Genomic DNA, 18,265 nt, shown 5'->3' with positions numbered 1-18,265 from the left:
GCCGGGCGCGAGATGACCCTGACCCTGTCGCGTCACTAGAGCGAGCCTTGTCTCGTCACCGGTTCAACCGGTGACGAGTCTTGCCCGCCCGTGCGTCACCGGTCAAGATGGTGACGTGAAATTCGCCTTCGTGAGCGGGCACCCCGCCCTGGACCTCGTCGCCACCGTGGAGTCCCGCTACGACCAGCCCCATGACCTCCTGGCCACCCCCGCCGACCTCGAGCAGTGGATCCACGCCTGCGACGAACTCCCCGGGCAGGTGAGCGCCGGCGCCGCCGCCCTCGCCGCCGCCCACGAGCTCCGCGAAGCCATCCACCAGCTCGCCCTCGACCGCATGCACCCCCGCCGCTACACACCCGCCGCCCTGGACACCCTCAACCACGCCGCCGCCGCACCCCCGCCCACCGTCCAACTCAGCGACACCGGTCTCCACCTGACAGGCGATCTGCCCGCCGCGCTGGCCCAGGTCGCCCGCAGCGCGATCACCCTGCTCGCCGACACCGACGCCCGCCTCAAGGAATGCGGCCGCCCCAGCTGCTCCCGCCTCTACCTCGACCGCTCCCGCGGCACCCGCCGCACCTGGTGCGGCATGCAGGCCTGCGGCAACCGCGTCAAGGCCGCCGCCTACCGGGCCCGCAAACACGCCACTCCCTAAGCGACGTCGGCACGGCTGCCCCGGCAGAGCCGTCCGCCTCCGGTCTCCTGTCTCCTGTCTCCTGGCTACTTCTTGCGCAACAGTGCGCAGACGAAGTTCTCCTCCACCGTCCGCAGCCGCTCCAGCAGTTCGGGCTTGTTCGTCTTGTTGATCTGGGTGGTGAGGGAGACGGTCAGCGACCGCTTGCCGTCCGGGGTGGCCGCGATCAGCTGCGTGTATCCGGGGAAGTTGCCCGTGTGGCCGTACACCACGCCGCAGCGGGTGGTGTACCGGAAGATGGCCAGACCGGCCTTGTTCTTGCCGGGGCCCGCGGGTTCGGACGCGCCGTTCACCCATTTCCGCTGCTGACGGCGTGTCCGGTCGGAGATCAGCTTTCCACCGGCGTAGCCGCGGATGAAGGCCGTCATGTCCTTCGGCGTCGAGATGATCCCGCCCGAGGCCCAGACGCCCGACGCGCTCAGTACCTCGCTGACGTCCTCGGGCGGGTCCGACGGGGTGACGTCGTAGCCGTGCATGTACGGCTCGGGCATCCGGTAGCCCTGCGGCAGGCTGGTGTCGCGCAGACGCAACGGGTGGTACACGAGCTGGGCGAGCAGGTCTTCGTAGCGGCAGTCTGTCGCCGCTTCCGCCATCAGCGCCACGGCGATGTTGTCGGAGTTGGAGTAGGCGTACCGGGCGCCCGGACGGAACGACAACGGCTCATCGGCCACGAAGTCCAGCAGTCGGCGGGAGTCGAAGTGGTGGCGCGGGTTCTTGGTCACCAGGGCCAGGAACTCCGGGTTCGCGGAGAAGTCCGGCAGCCCGCTGGTGTGGTTCAGGAGCTGCCGCAACGTCACCCGATGCCATGCGCGCGGCAGCCGGGGAAGCACCTTGCCGATGGTGTCGTTCAGACGCAGCTCCCCGCGGTCGACGAGCCGGAGGGCGACCGCGCCGCTGTATGCCTTGGCCGTGCTGGCGATGCGCATGTGGTCGGTGGCCTTGATCGGGCGGCCGGTGCCGGTCTTGGCGACGCCGGCGCGGTACACCTCGGTTCGGGACCCGCGCTCGAGCACGGCGATCGCTCCGGGCGGGCCGCCGGGAGCGGTGGTCAGTTCCTGCAACTGTCGTCGCAGTGCGCGCTCGTCGTCGGCCGGGGCCTGCGCGGCGTGGGCCGGGGCCTGCACCAGCCCGGCCGCGCAGGCAGCGGTCAGCAGGGCGACGAGGGGCAGGCGGATCTGCGGGAAGCGGGCAACTGGCACGGAAGGCTCCTGATGCGTGAGCGCGGTGGGAGGCCCAGCTTCACCCGCAGGTCAGGAACCTGCGCGCGGCTCTGCTCCAACCAGCCGAGAGCGGTGCGGAGCGTGGCACGGCCAACACCGAGGCCCGCGCCACGCTCCTCTCCCCCCGCTGCCGCGCCCGCGGCTCCACCGTCACCGCGCCCCCCAGCCCGCCGAGGGATGCTCACCCCGACGGCCGTCACCCTCGCGAGGCCGCGCCCCACCCCCTGCGGCCCGCCCCCAGCGCCTAGGACACAAAACCACTGGAGGAAATATGGATAAACACCCTTAAAACAACCCTCAGAACAGGACGGTGGCACAAGTACAAGATCCGTACCCTCTTCCTCTGTCCGTACGGCGCGGGATACCCCTGAGAGCGAGCGGCCGGTCAGCGGGCGCAGTGCGCAAGGGAGTGGACCATGAGCGATGAACGTTTTGAGGGCGGCTGGCGAGTCGACGAGCGCTGCATGAATTGCGATGTCGCCCGACAACTCGCCCCGGGTTTGATCGGTGAGGCCGACGGCCGCGCGGTCGTCCTGCGCCAGCCGCGCGGCCAGAGCGAGATCCGGCAGTTCCACACCGCTGCCCACGCCTGCCCCACCCGGTCGATCCGTCCCCCGACCGGGCGGCTGGACGCCTCCCTGGACCCCTTCCCCCTGGCACTGGACGACACCGTGCACCTGTGCGGACACAACTCCCCGCACACCGCAGGAGCCAACTCCTACCTGTTACGCCGCGCCGACGGCACCCTGATGATGGTGGACACCCCACGCTGGAGCACTTCGCTGGCCGCGCGCTACGAGGCGCTGGGACCCGTGACCGACATCCTGCTCACTCACCGCGACCACGCCGCGCACGGCCGTCGCTACGCCGATCGTTTCGGCGCCCGGCTGTGGATCCACGAAGGTGATCTCGATGCCGCCCCCGACGCCGACTGTGTGCTCCGCGGCACCGACCCGGCGGAGATCGCAGACGGGGTCATCGCCTTCCCCCTTCCCGGACACACGCGGGGCAGCGTGCTCTACCTCGCCGACCAGCGGTACTGCTTCAGCGGCGACAGCTTCTACTGGTCGCGCACGACAGCGGACATCGAGGTGGCCCACAGCGTCACCTGGTACTCCATCGAGGAGCTGGCCGCCTCTCTGGCCCGGACCGCCCACCAGCTGCGCTTCGAGTGGCTGCTGCCGGGCCACGGCGATCGTCAGCACCTCCCCGGCCACGACATGGCGCAGCGGCTTGGCCGGCTGACGGCACGCACCCGTCAACTTCGGCCCCGTGCCGTCGACTTCACCGCGATGCGCTGGTAGCAGCCAAGGCCCGCGCCGGTAGCCAACGGTGATCACGCCCCTGTGCCACGCGTTTCGACCTTCAGGTTGCCGCGCGTCAGCATGCGGGTCGACTCGCGGGCGAGCATCTCGTGCGGGAATCCGAGTCCGATCGCGCCGACCTCGTCGAGCCGGGCCAGTTGAGAGGCGGTGAAGGCCACGTCCAGGGCGCCCAGGTTCTCCTCCAGCTGCGCGGGAGTGCGGGCGCCGATGACCGGCGCCGTCACCCCCGGGTTCTGCAGGGTCCAGGCGACACCGACCTGGGCGGGTGTGTGGCCCAGCTCCCTGGCGACCTCCTTGACGACGTCCACGATGGTCAGGTTGCGTTCGGTGAGCGCGCCGTTGGCGATGGTGAGACTCCTGCGGGTGCCGTCGTCGGGTGCGGCGTGCGTCGCGGTCAGGGTGTCGCGGCCGTACTTGCCGGAGAGCACCCCGCCGGCCAGCGGCGACCACGGGATCACGCCCAACCCCATCTCGTGCGCCATGGGGATCAGGTCACGTTCCGCGGTGCGCTCGATCAGGTTGTACTCGATCTGCAGCGCGACCAGCGGCGACCAGCCGCGCAGGTCGGCGATCGCCTGCATCCGCGACACCTGCCAGGCGGGGGTGTTGGAGACGGCCACGTACAACACCTTGCCCTGCCGGACCAGATCGTCCATGCCGCGCAGGATCTCCTCGACCGGCGTCGTGAAATCCCACAGGTGCAGGTAGAGCAGATCGATGTAGTCCGTGTTCAGCTGTCGCAGGCTGGCTTCCACCGATGCGAACAGACTCTTGCGGTGCGGGCCCCCGGAATTCGGGTCGCCGGGCCGGCGCAGCGTCGTGTATTTCGTTGCCAGCACCAGGCTTTCGCGGTTGTCGCGGGTGAATTCGCCCAGCAGGCGCTCGGAGCTGCCGTTGGTGTAGGTGCTGGCGGTGTCGATGAAGTTGCCGCCGCGCTCGACGTAGAGGTCGAACAGCTTGCGTGCCTCGTCCTGCCGGGCGCCCCAGCCCCACTCGGTGCCGAAGGTCGCAGCGCCCAGCGCCAGCGGTGAGACCCGCAGCCCTGAGCGGCCCAGCAGCCGGTAGGTGTCGAGGGTGAGCGACATGGTGTCCTCCTGTGCTTGTCCTTCTGTGCCTGTCATGCGTTGCCGAGGACAAGCCTGTGACCGCCGCGGGCCGCGGATAAGGGAAGGAGGTTCCTGGGAACACCGGTCCTACCCTGGCTGTTGGACCGGGCATGACGACCCGCACCGTGGACACGACACAGGAATTGGCCGTGTTCCTGCGGTCCCGGCGCGAGCGCCTGGACCCGCACGATTTCGGCCTGCCGTCGCGTCGGCAGGCCCGGCGGACCCCGGGACTGCGCCGGGAGGAGGTCGCCGAACTGGCCGGGGTGAGCGTCGACTACGTCGTGCGGCTGGAGCAGGGCCGGGGGCTGCGGCCGTCGGCGGACGTGGTGGACGCGCTGGCCCGGGCGCTGCGTCTGGCCCCCGAGGAGCGCGCCTATCTCTTCAACCTGGCCCAGCAGCGGCCCCGTAACGCCGACAAGCCCGCCGTCGCCGCGGCGGCGCCGCTGGCCCGGCTGGTCGCCGACCTGTCGCCGCTGCCGGCCATGCTGATGAACCATCGCTACGACATCCTGGCCTGGAACGGCGAGATGGCCAGGCTGCTGCTGGATTTCGACACGCTGCCGCCGGCGCGGCGCAATGCGATGTGGCTGTGCCTGATGCATCCGGAGATGCGCGAGTTCTATGTCGACCGCGAACGCGTCGTGCGGGAGGGGATCGCCCACCTGCGCGCGGCGTGGGCCGCGCATCCGCAGGATCGGGCGTTGACCGACCTCATCAACGAATTCACCGCTCGTGACGAGGACTTCGCGCGGCTGTGGGCCGAGCGGGACATCAACGTCAACGGCCGTGGGAGCAAGGCGATGCGGCATCCTGACGTCGGTGTGATCACAGTGGAATTCGAAGTGCTTGTGCCGCTGCAGGATCCCGACCAGCGATTGGTGATCTACCGCGCCGCGGACGACGAGAGCCGGTCGGCCTTGGACCGGTTGGGCGCAGGATGATTCAGAAGACGGAGAACACCCGCCGGAACAGATCCGTCGCCTCGTCCGCCCAGCCCAGAACACCCAGCGCCGAACCCAGGTTCCCCGGTGGACGGTTGACCAGCGTGTCGTGGCGGATCAGGCGGTCGAAGTCGACCAGCACCGGGTCCTGGCGGAGGGTTTCCCCGTCGGGACGGAAGAACCGGACGCCCGCCAGCCGCATCACGTTGATCAGTTCCTGGGCCAGGATTCCGTACCCGACCGTCGTCGGATGTACGCCGTCCAGCGAGAACAGGCCACCGTCCGTGCGCCGTCCGTTCTTCGCGGCCAGGAAGTGGGAGTTCGGCGGCGGTGACAGCGCCTGAAGCGCCGACGGCAGCGGGTACGGCTGCCACCAGTCCGGACGCGCCAGCGGGTCCTCTGCATAGCGGCGCGACGCCAAGCGGTCCATCAAGCCGCAGGTCTCCAGCAGGTACCAGTCCTTCCCCTTGCTCCGGGCCGCCCGCACCGTAGCGGTGATCGCGTCGTTGTACGCGTCGATCGCATCGTCCACCTGCCGTGCCTCGTCATCGGTGATCTTCGGGTCCCTGTGGGCGTCGAAGTCCCGGTCGCTGATCCACGGACGGGTGTAGTAGGGGAAGTACCGCGAACCGGGCCGGACCTTGTCGTCCACCCCGCGCGCTATCGGCGCGATCGTCACGTGGGGAACCGTGCACCAGATGACGTGGCGCGCCTTGATGGCGGCGACCTCCGCGGCCACCTTGCGCAGTTCGGACGTGAAGTGCTTCGGCTGCCAGACCGTGAAGCGCCGTTTGTCGTCCAAGCTGTCGAATCCGGCGTCCTTGCTCCATTCCACGCGCAGTTCGGTCACCGCCCGCAGCGCGTTGTTCGCGCCCAGGAAGATGACCAGCGTCTCGATGCCGTGCTTCGTGTCGGTGCCCTCGGTGCCCTTGCCCAGTTCGGCCGCCGCACCCAGCTGTGTCAGGGCGCCCGCCGACTGGGGGCGGGTGGGCAGTACCCGTAGCGCCGCGCGCTCGCCGGCGTTCTGCACCAGTTGGTTCACCAGGTCGTCCCGGGGCGCGTCGATCCGCTTGCGGCACTCGTCGGCCGACTTCGACAGCGCGTCGCGCAGGTCCCATCCGAACACCGCGAGGTTGTGCATGATCGCCGTGGTCGACGGCACGGCCCGGCCAGGCCCTCGCTCCCAGTAGTCCTCCACCCGGTCCATCACGCCGCGAGCCCGGAAGAGGGCCTGTGGCGCCTCCCACCAGTCCACCGTCCGCCCGTAGCGGGCTTCCAGGTCGCGCAGGAACAGTTCGAGGTTGAAGGGCAGCCCGCCATGGCCCTCGTAGAGGGGGTGGCGGAAGCTCGGGAGGCATCCCAGTTCGTGGGCGACGATCGCCGGATACGACAGAGGGGTGTTGAAGATGGCCGCGCTCTGGAAACCCTGCGTCAGCGAATCCCCCACCGTGACCAGACGGTGCTGCGGATTTCCCACCCACTTCGTGGCCACATCGACCCCTAGCTTGGGATCGGTTTCGGGCGCCCGTGGCCCCTCACGACGTACGGAATCGGCCATGATCTCCCCCTGGCACACCGCGCCGCGCCGGCTGCGCCCTCGCGCGAGGCCTCTTCCTGCGTAGCAGAGGCTGACTCTGGGCGGCACACCCTCGACGAGAGATACGCACAACCCGGTGCCCCACTCGGTGACGATCCGTCTCGGGTGCGAGCTACCGGCACCGCCGCCGTGGTGTGGATCACAGTGGCGGACTGTCACGGTTCGCCGGTGCGGGGTGTCTCGATGGGCGTCCGACGAAAGGAGCCGGGTGTGGTGACGAAGTACCGACGCGTGTCGGTGGTGGGGGCGAGCCGTGCCGGAGTGCGGGCGGCGCATTGGATCGCCGGGGGCGGTCATGGCTGAGGACGCCTTCAGCGAGCACCGTCCGCTCCTGTTCACCATCGCCTACGAGATGCTGGGCAGCGCCGCCGACGCCGAGGACGTGCTGCAGGAGAGCTACCTGCGCTGGAGCGCGGTCGACCCGGCCACGGTCGAGCATCCGCGCGCCTACCTGGTCCGTGTGGTGACCCGCCAGGCGCTCAACCACCTGCGCGCGGTCAAGGCGCGACGTGAGGACTACGTCGGCCCGTGGCTGCCCGAGCCGATCCGTACCGCGCCCGAGGTGAACGACGACGCGATCCTGGCCGAGTCGGTGTCGATGGCCATGATGCTCGTCCTGGAGACGCTCAACCCCACCGAGCGCGCGGTGTTCGTGCTGCACGACGTGTTCGGCTACACCCACGGCGAGATCGCCGCCTCGGTCGGCAAGAGTGAAGTCACCGTCCGTCAGATCGCCCACCGTGCGCGCAAGCACGTCCACGCGCGCCGCCGCCGCTTCGAGCCCGACTCCGACGCCACCCGGGCCATCGTCCAACGCTTCCTCCTGGCGGCGGCGACCGGTGAGATCCAGGCGCTGATGGACCTGATGGCGCCCGACGTCGTGGAGATCTCCGACGGCGGCGGCAGAATCTCCGCACCCCGTCGCCCGATCACCGGCCGCGACGACGTCGCCCGTTTCACCCTCGGTGTGGCCCGCACCAGCTTCACCCCGACGACCCGCATCGAGCACGCCACCTACAACGGCATGCCCGCGGCGCTCTGCCTCACCGGCGGCGAACTCGACTGGCTCCTCGCCTTCGAGATCCACGACGGACAGATCACCGGCCTCTACGCCATGCGCAACCCGGACAAGCTGCACCGCGCCCGCACCGTGCGCCCGCTCGACAGAGGAGAACACCAGCCATGGAAACCATGACCGCCCAGCGCACCATCGACGCCCCGATCGCCGACGTGTTCGCCTGGCTCACCACGACCACCAACTACACGCGCTCGCCGCTGGTCCTGCGCTGCCGCCTGACCCGCCACGGCGACTCCGACCCCTACGGCGTCGGCGCGGTCCGCAGCCATCTCTGGCTGATCGGCTGGCTCAGCGAACGCATCACCCACTACGACCCGCCCTACGCCACCGAGTACGTCGTCGACCGCAGCGTGCCGCCGTCCCGGCACGAACTGGGCCGCATGACGTTCGCCGAGACCGACGGCGGCACCCTGGTCACCTGGACCACCCGCGCCGAAATGCGGGCCCCGCTCGTCGGCGCCTTCCTCACCCGCCATCTCGTACGACCGATGATCACCCGTAGCTTCCACAGCATCCTCGACGCAGCCGACACCGCACTGGCCCGCCACCCCAGCCCGGACCGAGCCTGATGTTCCGGCCGCCAGGGGGGCGACCTCCCCTCGGGTCCATTGACTGCTCTTGAGGGTCGCAGTACAAGTCCACTACGACATCCATGGCCCAGCACCCCTTTTCTCGTGTTTCTCGTGTTTTTCGTGACGGCTGTCATTCCGTGCATCGCCCGGCCATCCCGGCACATCTCTCACAGGGGTAGCTGGACGTTCCGCGCGGTCGAGCGCGGAACGAAGGGGGGACATCATGGGTCTGCGCATCACTGTGGACATTTTCTCGGGGCGTTCCAATCCCACGTGGGAAATCCAGGACCAGGACCAGGCGCATGAGTTGATTCGGCTCATGGCGCGCAACCGGGCAGCGGTGGCCGAAGTGTCCAGTGGTTTCACCGGACTTGGGTTCCGGGGAATTCAGGTGGAAATCACCGATGACCTGGATACCGCGGGACTGCCCGCGGTGTTCGAGATCGCAGGAGGCGGGTCACGGGACCCGTTCACCGGTGCCGAGGTGGCCGAGCGCCTCCTTGAGACGATGCCGGTCGGCCGGCTCGGGGAGGGCGGCGAAGGCGGCGAAGGCGGCGAGCAGCGTCCCGCCGAGGGCGATGCCGACTCGGCGACGCTCGACGGGAGCTATCCCGAGGACTTTCGCGAGTCGGTCCGCGAAGAGATCCGGCGCACGGCACGTGAGGGCGCAGGCGGAGCCACCACCATCGAGCCCGCCGAGTCGGGCGGCATCTCCGAGGCGGACGCCGCGGAGGTCGAGAAGCAGTTACAGACCCTCGTGCACCGGGCCGCGCTGGCCTGCGCGTACGACGTGACGCCCTACAACCCGGCCTTCTGGAACCGCCCCGACACCCAGCCCCACAACAACTGCTACAACTTCGCGGTCAACCGGCGCACCAACACCTTCGCCCAGCCCGGCCGCGCACACGGTTACACCATCCCCCGCACCGTCCGCTGCGGCGAGGTCTCCACCGGGGCGCAGCGCGACGGTCTGCGGATCTGGGGCAACTGCCAGCCGACGGGATCGCTGCGTTACGTGGTGGCGCTCGTCACCGGCACCTTTCCCGGGAACTTCCGTGACTACCACTGGTACCGCCTGCACCCGGGCGGCATCTGGGCCCACAAGCCGGGTGGTACTCCGGTCCGCGACGTGGACAACTCCGGAATCCGCATCACGAATCCGTACACGTGCGATCGACGCCCCTACAACGAGTGGTGCGGTCTGTTCCAGACGCACCACTCCCTCGTCATTCGCTGAGACCGCCCGTCTCTCCTTCATCCGTTCACCGATTCACCGCTTCACCATAAACCGAGAGCTCACCCGAGAGGTCGGAGGAGTCAGCACCATGTCCACACCCTTTGGCGATCCCACAGCCGAAACCACGGAATCCGCGATGTCAGAACTGCCGGACGGACACCTTTCCGATCCCGCCGACTTCACCGATCTCTCCGATCTTTCCGACCTCTCCGATACGCCGGTCGGTGAACCGTCGGCGGGCATCGGCGAGGAATCCACTGCCGCGGCCGCCACGCCCGCGTACCTCCTCGTGCGGGGCAGTTACCGCAGTGTCGGCACCCGGGTCCTGGAGCTGCGGGTCGACGTCGACGGCCCCCGCACGCTGCGGAAGGTCAGCGGGGACTTCTTCACCTCCGGCGGCGGCACCACGAGCTACGCGGGCTCCTTCGTCGTGCACGCACCGGCCGTCACCTGGTCCCCCACCCAAGTGGTGATCACCGGTCAGGGCCGGTTCACCGGAACGACCAGCTTCCCGATCGTGCGGGTGAGCATCGCGCGCCGACGGGTCGGCCAACAACAGGCCGCGGCCACCGTGCAGTTCATGAGGACGTCCGGTCAGGTGGGCGCCTCGTACAGCTGCCAGTTCAGGTCGCCGTACTTCCGCACCGTGCAGTGGGAGCAGGACTCCGTCGCCGGCAAGGTGCCCTTCGTGTCGTACGACACCGGGTCCCTGCCCCGGCCGCCCGGCAGCCCGGCGGGGAAACTGACCGTGCCGCGCGCCTACGCCGAGGCGGGCATCGACGTACTGGTGTCCAGCGCGGCCAACATCCTCGGCGACAGTCCGGCCGGCTGGAACAACGCCGAGCTGCACGCCGCGATGCAGACCAACTTCAGCCTGTGGCGGAACATACCGCAGTGGCGTGTGTGGCTGCTGGTCGCCAGCCGCTACGAGGGCAACGCGGGTGTCCGCGGCATCATGTTCGACGCCGCCGACGCCTTCCAGCGGCAGGGCTGCGCCGTCTTCCACGACATCATCCAGGGCACCGACCCCGAGACGGTGCGCGCCCAGCTCCGTACGTACGTCCACGAGCTCGGCCACGCCTTCAACCTGCTGCACTCCTGGCAGAAGGGCCTGGCCACACCCCCGGCACCGCTGGGTCCCAACAACGGCTTCGGGGACCTGTCGTGGATGAACTACCCCCAGAACTACAACCCCGGCGGCGGCGCTCCGACCGGAACGGACGCGTACTGGAGGGCATTTCCCTTCCGGTTCACCGCGAACGAGATCACGCATCTGCGACATGGCTTCTACCGTGACGTGATCATGGGCGCCAACGCCTTCGGCAGGGGCGCGGCCGACATCGACCCGGACCTGTTCGACCAGCCCGTGGCGGATGAGTCGGGGCTCCGTCTCGACCTGCGCGGCAAGAAGCACTTCGCGTTCGGTGAACCGGTCGTCGTGGAACTCAAGCTGGACACGACCGACCTGCGGGGCCGGGAGACACACGAATTCCTGCACCCGGACTACGACTTGGTCAACATCGCGATCCGGCAGCCGTCGGGCCGCACGCTGGTCTACCGGCCCCTGCTGCGCCGGTGCGTCGAGGCGGACGCCACCGTCCGCCTGGCCGTGGACGGGCCTCCGCTCTACGCGAGCGCCTACGTGGGCTACGGCCAGGACGGGCACTACTTCGAGCAGCCGGGCACCTACCTGCTGCGCGCCGCCTACATCGCATCCGACGGTTCCCGCATCGTCTCGCCGGTGCTGCGCACGACCGTCCGCAGCCCCTACAACGAGACCGACGAAAACGTCGGCGAGCTGATGCTGGGCGAGGAGCAGGGCACGCTCCTCGCTCTGCGCGGATCCGACTCGCCCTCGCTCCAGACCGGCAACGACGCACTGCGGGAGGTCGTGCAGCACTACGAGAAGCACCCGCTCGCCCTCTACGCCCGCATGGTCGAAGGGCTCAACGCGGAACGGGACTTCAAGTACCTGACGCCGGACAAGAGTGCGCTGCTGGTGCGCCCCGCCGCCCCCGAACAGGCGGTCGGTCTGCTGTCACCCGTCGTCGAGGCGTCGCTGCACGGCAACGGAGTCGACAACATCACGCTGAACATGGTGATGCGCCGCCTGGCCCGGGCCCACGCCAAGGAGGGCAACACGGAGCAGGCGAACGGCGTGCTCGACAACCTCGTGCAGTACGCCGAGTCGAAGTTCAGGCCGCACGTCGTCGACACCGTACGGCGCCAGGTGGACGAGACCAGGAGGAGCGTCAACGCCGGGGCCGAGCCCGGAGCCTGACCGGCAGTCCTCAGACCTGGCGGCGGCTCAGCCCACCGGCCGCTTCGCCGCCGCCGGGTCTGCCGCCACGACCGGTACTGCTCGCACTCCATGGATGCGGTACGAAGTGTTCTGTGAACGAACAGATTCAGCCCGCGACCGTGCGTGTGTTCATCGCGCTCGCCCCGCCGGACGACGCGAAGCAGGAACTGGCGCGGGCGCTCGACCCCGCGTACGACGCGCATCCACGGATGCGGTGGAACCGCATCGAGGACTGGCACATCACCCTGGCCTTCCTGGGCGAGGTTCCCGTCGGGGCGGTTGCGCTCCTGCGTACGCCCCTCGCGCGTCTCGCCGCCGGCCGCGACCCCCTCACGCTGGCGCTGCGCGGCGGCGGGCACTTCGACGAGCGTGTGCTGTGGAGCGGGATCGACGGTGATCTCGAAGAGTTGCGTCTGCTCGCCGCGGCGGTGCGTGCCGTGGTCGACGACTGCGGTGTCACTCGTGTGAACCGGCCGTTCCGCCCGCACCTGACGTTGGCGCGCGCCCGCCGGGACACCCCGTCGTGCGCGGTGGAGGCCGCTGCCGGACTCGCCGGGTTCAACGGCCGCCCGTGGCGGGCCGAGCGTCTGCACCTGGTCGCCAGCAACATCGGGCGCGGCCCGGGGCCCATCCACTACCGCGACGTCGGCGCCTGGGACTTCGGCGGTCAGCCCTCGGCCGCCGTGTGATGGCGTCGGTAGTGGCGGGCCGCGCGGGCTCGGTTGCCGCATGAGGCCTTGCACCACTCCTGCCGGCCGTGGCTCTTGACGAAGTAGCGCACGCACCGGGGCGCGGTGCAGGCGCGCAGTTGCTCGCGCTGCGGGCCGCCGAGGAAGTCGATCGTGGCGCGGGCCAGCGTCGCCGTGAGGCTGATGTGCGGATCGTCCTGCGCCGTCAGGAGCCGTGCGGCGGGAGTTCCTTCGTGGGGCCATTCCAGCTGCGGGGCGACCGGTTCACGGGCGGCCATCGTGTTGAGGTGGGCCAGGGCCTTCTCGGCGGGCATCAGGTGGCGGGCGTCCGCCGGGCTTGGCGGCGCGGGGCTCACCGCCCGGGCGAACAACGCCCTTACGGCTCCCCGCAGTTCGACGATGTCCTGTCTGAGGTCCTCGTCCGCCGTGAGTTTCCCGGGCTGAATGTGGGCGGGCAGCAGGCCGTCCTGCTCGTGGATCCAACGGGTCGCGTCCTCGATCGTGGTCAGGTCGTCGGCGACGCCGCCGTCCCCGTCATGGCGGATCGTGCTCGCCAGTTCCAGTGCCAGCCAGCGCTCCACAGGTCGTCTCCTTCTTCCTCCGCCCGTCCCGGGCCCCGCCGTCGACCACTTGATCACACCCCCGGCACACTCTACTGTCCCTAACGGAAAACTGAGAAATACCGTTAGTCACGCGAGGCGGGGACCCCGCCACCCGGAGGAGATACAGAGCGATGACAGCGTTGCTTGCTCACATCAGCGACCTGCACCTGGACGGCAGCGACAGGGCGACCCGACGCGCCACGCACGTAATGGACCATCTGCGGGCCCTGCCCCACCCGGTCGACGCCCTCCTGGTCACCGGGGACATCGCCGACCACGGCGAGGAGGCCGAGTACGAGGAGGCAGCCCAGATCCTGACCGCGCCCTTCCCGGTCCTCGCCTGCCCCGGCAACCACGACGTGCGCGCCGCCTACCGCAAGGCCCTGCTCGGCCAGGCACCTGACGACGGCCCCATCAACCAGGTCCACCACATCGCCGGGACCGCCATCCTGATGTGCGACTCCACCATTCCCGGCCGCGACGAGGGGCATCTCGACGCGGCGACACTCGCGTGGATCGACTCCACGCTGGCCGCGCTGCCCCGCGACACCCCCGCGCTGATCGCCTTCCACCAGCCGCCCGCAGCACTCCACCACCCGCTGCCGGACACCCACCGCCTCCAGCACCCCGAGCGACTCGCCGCGCTGCTCGATGCACACCCGCACGTCGCCGCCGTCCTCACCGGCCACGCCCACACCGCGGCCGCCACCACCTTCGCCGCGCGCCCCCTGATCGTCGGCCCCGCGATCACCTGGACCCTGCGCCTGCCCTGGGAGGGCGACCAGCCCGCGGACCGCGACCAGCCCCCGGGGCTCGCCTTCCACGTCCTCGACGACGACCGCCGTCTGACCACCCATTACCGCGTCCTGCCGTGATACGGCCGGAACGCCGAGTGCCCCGCCCCTGCATCACGGGGGCGGGGCGGCAGCGCTGCAGCCACAGCGCGGATGGAAGAGCTCAGCCTATCGGCGAGCACTGACAACCGCGGGTGGCCTACGGCTGCGGAGGCTTGTCCTGGTCCCGGCCGAACTGGTCCTTGAGCTTGTCCTGGGCGGTGTCGACCTGGCCGGAGTACTTGTTCTGGGTCTTCCCGTCGACGAAGTCGCCCGCCTTGTCGATTCCCTGCCCGGCCTTGTCCTCGTGACCCTTGAGCATCTGCTTCAGCTTGTCCATGACTGACATGGGCAACCGCCTCTCTGTGTCGCCCCCACATACAGGCTCACATCGCGAGGCGTGATCCGCATCCGGTAGCCCCTCCGGCCGGCGTCGCAGACGAGGCATCGGCACTGACACTGACGCTGCCCGACCCCACCGGACACTGCCACCGTCGCGCTAGGCGGACTCACGCACCACCAGCTCCGGCTCGAAGATCACCGAGGTGGGGTCGGTCCGTACGCCTTCTATCTGTTCCTGCAGCAGCCGGGCCATCTCCGCCCCCATCTCCTCGACCGGCTGCCGCACCGTCGTCAGCGGCGGCATGCAGGTGACCGCCACGCTCGAGTCGTCGAACCCGACGACTGCCACGTCCTGGGGCGCCTGCTTGCCCACTTCCCTCAGTGCCTGGCACGCGCCTTGTGCCATCAGGTCATTGGCCGCGAACACCCCGTCGATGTCGGGATGCTCGGCCAGCAGTCCGCGCATCGCCCTGGCCCCGCTCTCCAGGGTGAACCCGCCCTCGGCGACGGGGATGTAGGGCTGCCCGCCCCGCTCCATGCCGTCCTGGAATCCGGCGAGGCGCTCTCGGCCCGCGGGGATGTCCAAGGGACCCGAGATCGTCGCCACCCGCCCGCAGCCGCGGGCCAGCAGATGCTCGGCCGCCAGCCTCGCCCCGTCCCGGTGTGCGAAGTCGACGAACGTGACGTGGGCCCGCAGGGCGGGACGCGCGAAGAACACCGCGGGCAGTCCCGCTTCGGCGAGCAGGGCCGGCAGCGGGTCCTGGGCGTGGGTCGAGACGACCAGGGCGCCGTCCGCGTTGCCCTGGCCCAGGTAGGTCAGCACCTGCTGCCTGGCGTCCTCGGTCTCCGCGAACATCAGCACCGGATGCATCGCGCGCGGGCGCAGGAATCCCACCACTCCGCTGACGGCCCGGCCGAAGAAGGGGTCCGCGAACACCCGGGCGGCAAACGCGTTCTGTGCGGTGTCGGAGTTGTCCCCGGCGCCCGAGACGACGAGGGCGATGGTGCCCGCGCGCTGGGTCACCAGGGAGCGCGCCGCCCGGTTGGGCGCGTAGCCCGTACGCTCGATGGCCGCTCGGACCACGTCCTGGATGGCGGGGGCGACATTGCGTACGCCGTTGACCACCCGGGAGACGGTGGCGCGCGAGACCCCCGCTTCGCGCGCCACGTCCTCCAGCGTCGGCATCTGTCTGTCCATCCGGGAACCCTAACGCCCCGCCCCTGGGCGTCATAGAGCGCTCTCCCGTAGCCGCTCGCCCCGCTAGGGGCAGTTGCCTGGCCTGCGTACCGTCGCCGTCAGGGGCAGGTCTCCGGCGCTGCGCCCGGCGTGGATCCGCCAGACGCCGGCCTCGGTTCGCCAGCGGCCCGCTCGCACGTCCCAGTGGCGCAGCATCCTGGCCGGTACCTCCACCGATGCCGTCACCGTCTCCCCCGGCTCCGCCCGGACCGCCGTGAAGCCCGCGAGCCAGCGGACCGGGCGCTCCACCGCCGAGTCGGGCCGCGCGAGGTAGACCTGCACCACCTCACGTCCTGGGCGGGCGCCCGTGTTGCGCAACTGGACCTCCACAACCAGGACTTCTCCTCCGTCCCGCGCCGCCCCCGCTACCCGAATGCGCTCGTAACTCCACGTCGTATAACCCAGGCCATGACCGAACCAGTAGGCCGGTTCACGGCCCGCCCGCAGCCAGGCCCGGTAGCCGATGTGCAGGCCCTCGGCGTACGCGAGCGCGCCGTCCCGCGGGCGGGTGTCCGTGACCGGCGCGTCCGCCAGCGCCGCTCCCCAGGTGGTGGGCAGTCGTCCACCGGGTTCGCTCTGCCCCAAGAGGACGTCGGCGAGCCCGGTTCCCGCTTCCTGTCCGGGGAACCACGACAGGAGCACCGCCGCCGCCTGGTCCCGCCAGGGCAGCTCCACGGGGCCACCGGAGTTGACGACGACCACGGTGCGCGGGTTGGCGGCGGCGACCGCCGCGACCAGTTCGTCCTGACGGCCGGGGAGGGTGAGCGAGGTTCGATCGTGTCCCTCGGACTCGCTGCCCTCGGTGGTGCCGACCACGACCACGGCCACGTCCGCCTTCCGCGCGGCCTCGACCGCGTCGGCCAGCGCCTGATCAGGGTCCGGCTCGGGCGCCGCCGCCGTCACGACGACGGCGCGGCCGGTGCCGGGAGCCAGCTCCCTGCGTGCCACGACGTGCGCGGCGTGACCGCCCGGCAGCCAGACCGAGGCGTGCCTGCGTGGCGGGTCGAGATGAATGACCGCCGGATCCTCGGTGTCGCGCGTGAACTCTCCTTCCACCAGCAGCTGTTCGTCCACCGCGAGACTCATCCGGCCGTAGCCGCCGATCCCGAACGTCCACTTGCCGTCGTCGACCGGGCGTACCAGCGCGCTGATCTCGACGGTGTGCGCTTCCGGTGCGACGGGAGGCTCCAACTGCCGCCCGGACAGGCGATGTTCCGATGAGATTTCCCGCCCGGTCGCGGTCAGGACGCGCATCAGTACGCCGGGTTCCCCGGTGAGGGGGTTCGCGCACCGTGCGACATCCAGCGGCAGCGGCTGCCCGCCCAGCTCCGGGCCGGGGGCGTGCAGCACCTGGGCCCGCCCGTGCAGCCGGGCCCGGATGCCGTCCAGCGGTGTGACGACGTCCCGGGGGAAGACTCCGGCGCTGCCTTCTCCCTGGAGCCGCGGGGCGCAGGCGTGCCGTCCGATGACCGCCACGCTGTGCAGTGCGGAGAGGTCCAGGGGCAGGACGTTCTCGTTGCGCAGCAGTACGGTGCCGGCTGCCACGGCGCGGCGCAGCAGGCGGCGTGCGGTGCCGCCGGGCCAGGCGCGCGGCGGGAGCCCGCGTCCGCTCCCGAGCGCGCCGACCCGGTCGGCCAGGGCGAGCAGGCGTACCACCTTGTCGTCGATCGTCTCCTCGGGAACATCACCCCTGCGGACCGCCGCCACCAGAGCCGCGCCCCACGGGCCATCAGGGCCTGGCATCGCGAGGTCCTGGGCCGCCGTCGCGCTGTCGGCCGTCAGGCGCACGGCTCCCCAGTCGGAGACGACGGCCCCGTCGAATCCCCACGCTCCTTTCAGCGGTTCGGCCAACAGCGCGTTGGCGGTCATCGTCGTGCCGTTGACCGCGTTGTACGCGCTCATGACGAGCCACACGCCCGCGCGGACGGCGGCCTCGAACGGGGCCAGGTACACCTCGCGCAGCGTCCGCTCGTCGACCCGTACGTCCAGGGTGAGCCGTTCGGTCTCCGAGTCGTTCGCCACGTAGTGCTTGGCGGTCGCGGCCACCCCGTGCGCCTGGATGCCGCGGATCAGGGCGGCTCCGGTGCGCCCGGCCAGTTCCGGGTCCTCGGCCAGGCACTCGAAGTGGCGCCCGCCCAACGGAGTGCGGTGGAGGTTCAAGGTGGGCGCGAGCACGGCGTGCACCCCTTTGCGCAGGGCTTCGCAGGCGAGCAGTTCGCCGAGCTGACCGGCCAGCCGCTCGTCCCACAGGGCGCCCAGCGCGGAGGCGGAGGGCAGGAGCAGCGAGGGGCTGCGTTCGTCCCACTCCTCCCCGCGCACTCCGGCGGGACCGTCCGAGAAGACCATCTCCCGCAGCCCCACGGCCGGTTCGGCCCGGGTGCGCCACACGGTGGCTCCGGTCAGGAGCCCCACCTTCCGCTCCAGGTCCAGCGTGTCCACAAGACTGAGCAATTCGTCGCGCGTCATTCCTCGCCCCTCCTGGCCCCG

16 protein-coding genes are annotated in these 18,265 nt (G+C 70.3%); 9 read left to right on the top strand and 7 right to left on the bottom strand.

Annotated features, from left to right (window positions below; genetic code table 11):
* Positions 1–115: 115 nt before the first annotated feature.
* The gene (locus ACZ6ZP_RS16530) at positions 116–655 is read left to right on the top strand and encodes a CGNR zinc finger domain-containing protein (protein ID WP_383824412.1); all 540 of its coding nucleotides are present in this window, start codon (positions 116–118) and stop codon (positions 653–655) included.
* Positions 656–720: 65 nt separating this feature from the next.
* Here the strand turns inward: ACZ6ZP_RS16530 and ACZ6ZP_RS16525 are convergent, their stop codons facing one another.
* On the bottom strand, positions 721–1,893 hold the full coding sequence (locus ACZ6ZP_RS16525; RefSeq protein ID WP_351155779.1) for a serine hydrolase domain-containing protein: 1,173 nt from the start codon (positions 1,891–1,893) through the stop codon (positions 721–723).
* A 437-nt stretch (positions 1,894–2,330) separates the two neighbouring features.
* Between ACZ6ZP_RS16525 and ACZ6ZP_RS16520 the strand changes: the two genes are divergently transcribed.
* Positions 2,331–3,218, top strand: a complete 888-nt coding sequence (locus tag ACZ6ZP_RS16520) for an MBL fold metallo-hydrolase (protein ID WP_351155782.1) — start codon at positions 2,331–2,333, stop codon at positions 3,216–3,218.
* Between the two features lie 32 nt (positions 3,219–3,250).
* On the opposite strand, the gene ACZ6ZP_RS16515 is transcribed toward ACZ6ZP_RS16520, so the two are convergent.
* Entirely contained in the window at positions 3,251–4,324 is a 1,074-nt protein-coding gene (locus ACZ6ZP_RS16515) for an aldo/keto reductase (protein ID WP_469407221.1), read from the bottom strand.
* A gap of 131 nt (positions 4,325–4,455) precedes the next feature.
* Between ACZ6ZP_RS16515 and ACZ6ZP_RS16510 the strand changes: the two genes are divergently transcribed.
* Positions 4,456–5,289, top strand: coding sequence for a helix-turn-helix transcriptional regulator (locus ACZ6ZP_RS16510; RefSeq protein WP_383824401.1), 834 nt, complete (start codon positions 4,456–4,458; stop codon positions 5,287–5,289).
* A 1-nt stretch (position 5,290) separates the two neighbouring features.
* Here ACZ6ZP_RS16510 and ACZ6ZP_RS16505 read toward each other — a convergent pair whose 3' ends face one another.
* Positions 5,291–6,781 carry a hypothetical protein gene (locus tag ACZ6ZP_RS16505; RefSeq protein WP_383824398.1) on the bottom strand — a complete coding sequence of 497 codons (1,491 nt, stop codon included), beginning with the start codon at positions 6,779–6,781 and terminating at the stop codon, positions 5,291–5,293.
* A 400-nt stretch (positions 6,782–7,181) separates the two neighbouring features.
* On the opposite strand from ACZ6ZP_RS16505, the gene ACZ6ZP_RS16500 reads away from it, so the two are divergent.
* The 5 genes from ACZ6ZP_RS16500 (at position 7,182) to thpR (ending at position 12,764) form a co-directional block, all read left to right on the top strand.
* Positions 7,182–8,081, top strand: a complete 900-nt coding sequence (locus ACZ6ZP_RS16500; RefSeq protein WP_366463945.1) for an RNA polymerase sigma-70 factor — start codon at positions 7,182–7,184, stop codon at positions 8,079–8,081.
* Complete coding sequence (locus ACZ6ZP_RS16495) at positions 8,069–8,533, top strand: SRPBCC family protein (RefSeq protein WP_399972704.1); 465 nt, start codon at positions 8,069–8,071, stop codon at positions 8,531–8,533. Before ACZ6ZP_RS16500 ends, ACZ6ZP_RS16495 begins: the two co-directional genes overlap by 13 nt.
* Before the next feature lie 394 nt (positions 8,534–8,927).
* The gene (locus ACZ6ZP_RS16490; protein ID WP_469407219.1) at positions 8,928–9,773 is read left to right on the top strand and encodes a hypothetical protein; all 846 of its coding nucleotides are present in this window, start codon (positions 8,928–8,930) and stop codon (positions 9,771–9,773) included.
* An 88-nt stretch (positions 9,774–9,861) separates the two neighbouring features.
* Positions 9,862–12,054 (top strand): hypothetical protein, encoded by a 2,193-nt coding sequence (locus ACZ6ZP_RS16485; RefSeq protein WP_399972698.1) that lies wholly within the window; start codon positions 9,862–9,864, stop codon positions 12,052–12,054.
* A 113-nt stretch (positions 12,055–12,167) separates the two neighbouring features.
* Entirely contained in the window at positions 12,168–12,764 is a 597-nt protein-coding gene (gene thpR, locus ACZ6ZP_RS16480) for an RNA 2',3'-cyclic phosphodiesterase (protein ID WP_469407216.1), read from the top strand.
* On the opposite strand, the gene ACZ6ZP_RS16475 is transcribed toward thpR, so the two are convergent.
* Complete coding sequence (locus ACZ6ZP_RS16475; protein ID WP_469407215.1) at positions 12,743–13,345, bottom strand: CGNR zinc finger domain-containing protein; 603 nt, start codon at positions 13,343–13,345, stop codon at positions 12,743–12,745. The genes thpR and ACZ6ZP_RS16475 overlap by 22 nt on opposite strands.
* A gap of 152 nt (positions 13,346–13,497) precedes the next feature.
* Here ACZ6ZP_RS16475 and ACZ6ZP_RS16470 point away from each other — a divergent pair, with 152 nt between their 5' ends.
* Positions 13,498–14,241 carry a metallophosphoesterase gene (locus ACZ6ZP_RS16470; protein ID WP_469407214.1) on the top strand — a complete coding sequence of 248 codons (744 nt, stop codon included), beginning with the start codon at positions 13,498–13,500 and terminating at the stop codon, positions 14,239–14,241.
* Between the two features lie 118 nt (positions 14,242–14,359).
* Here ACZ6ZP_RS16470 and ACZ6ZP_RS16465 read toward each other — a convergent pair whose 3' ends face one another.
* The 3 genes from ACZ6ZP_RS16465 to ACZ6ZP_RS16455 all read right to left on the bottom strand — a co-directional run bounded on the left by ACZ6ZP_RS16465 (position 14,360) and on the right by ACZ6ZP_RS16455 (position 18,244).
* On the bottom strand, positions 14,360–14,548 hold the full coding sequence (locus tag ACZ6ZP_RS16465) for an antitoxin (RefSeq protein WP_351155809.1): 189 nt from the start codon (positions 14,546–14,548) through the stop codon (positions 14,360–14,362).
* Between the two features lie 150 nt (positions 14,549–14,698).
* Positions 14,699–15,739, bottom strand: coding sequence for a LacI family DNA-binding transcriptional regulator (locus tag ACZ6ZP_RS16460; protein WP_351155811.1), 1,041 nt, complete (start codon positions 15,737–15,739; stop codon positions 14,699–14,701).
* A gap of 63 nt (positions 15,740–15,802) precedes the next feature.
* Positions 15,803–18,244, bottom strand: coding sequence for a glycoside hydrolase family 3 C-terminal domain-containing protein (locus ACZ6ZP_RS16455; RefSeq protein ID WP_469407211.1), 2,442 nt, complete (start codon positions 18,242–18,244; stop codon positions 15,803–15,805).
* Positions 18,245–18,265: the final 21 nt, after the last annotated feature.

This window comes from Streptomyces sp. NPDC054047, assembly GCF_055585065.1.
The sequence above is the reverse complement of the archived record's forward strand: the minus strand, read 5'-3'. Positions and strand labels throughout refer to the sequence as shown.